Origin of the sequence: Xenorhabdus bovienii (assembly GCF_024721015.1) — a bacterium.
Classification (GTDB): Bacteria; Pseudomonadota; Gammaproteobacteria; order Enterobacterales; family Enterobacteriaceae; genus Xenorhabdus; species Xenorhabdus bovienii.
Genome location: NZ_JANAIF010000266.1, coordinates 1 through 764, shown reverse-complemented (window position 1 = coordinate 764; position 764 = coordinate 1). Strand labels below are relative to the sequence as shown.

Genomic DNA, 764 nt, shown 5'->3' with positions numbered 1-764 from the left:
CAACGCAATACGAGGTAACAAAACAGGTAGATGATTTTGAGGTAACAAAGCAGGTAACTAATCAGGTAACAAACAAACCCAGTCATGACGCGGATTTCAGCGATGGTCAGGTAACAAAGCAGGTAACAAAGCAGGTCAAACAGAGTAAGAAGTTATTAGAACAAGAATTAAATACACCCCTTACCCCTCACGAGGGGAATGACGGTGAGGTTGCTAAACCTAAAAAGCGAAAACCCACTCCCAAAATCAACTACGACGAATACCTCAATGCCTACAATGAGGCGGTTGGTGACAGGTTGCCCCATGCTGTAGAGATCAATACTCCGCGCCAGAAAGCGTTAAAGAAATTAATTCCCAAGCTGTTAACGCCAAATGTTGACGGATTCGGAGCCTATGTTCGGGCATTCGTTGGTCAGGCTAGGCCGTTTTTCTTTGGTGGGAGTGATAGCGGATGGACGGCAGACTTTGATTATTTGCTGAGAGAAAAAACATTAACCGGCGTTCGTGAAGGGAAATTTGCGGAGAAAGACCATGAATAATTACGATTTTGAATCCAGTGTGATTGGCGGATTGTTGATTAGTGGATTAACACCGGATGCCAGTGATGTATTGGCAACGCTGGAGCCAGAGGCGTTTGCTACCCCGTTCTACCGAGAAGCATTCAAAACCATTCGTTCACAGGCCAAAACCAGAGGGTTAATTGATTCTCTGATGGTGGCTGATGCGATGGGTGAGAATCATTTCGCCAATGTCATGATGACTGC

1 protein-coding gene and 1 pseudogene are annotated in these 764 nt (G+C 45.4%); both read left to right on the top strand.

The genetic code is table 11. The features are described from left to right. Window positions 1-539: pseudogene (locus tag NXS07_RS20485) on the top strand (hypothetical protein); the annotation flags it as partial. After that, window positions 532-764 (top strand): DnaB-like helicase N-terminal domain-containing protein (locus tag NXS07_RS20480; protein ID WP_308686646.1); only part of this gene is annotated, 233 nt, incomplete at its 3' end. The pseudogene NXS07_RS20485 and the gene NXS07_RS20480, both read left to right, overlap by 8 nt.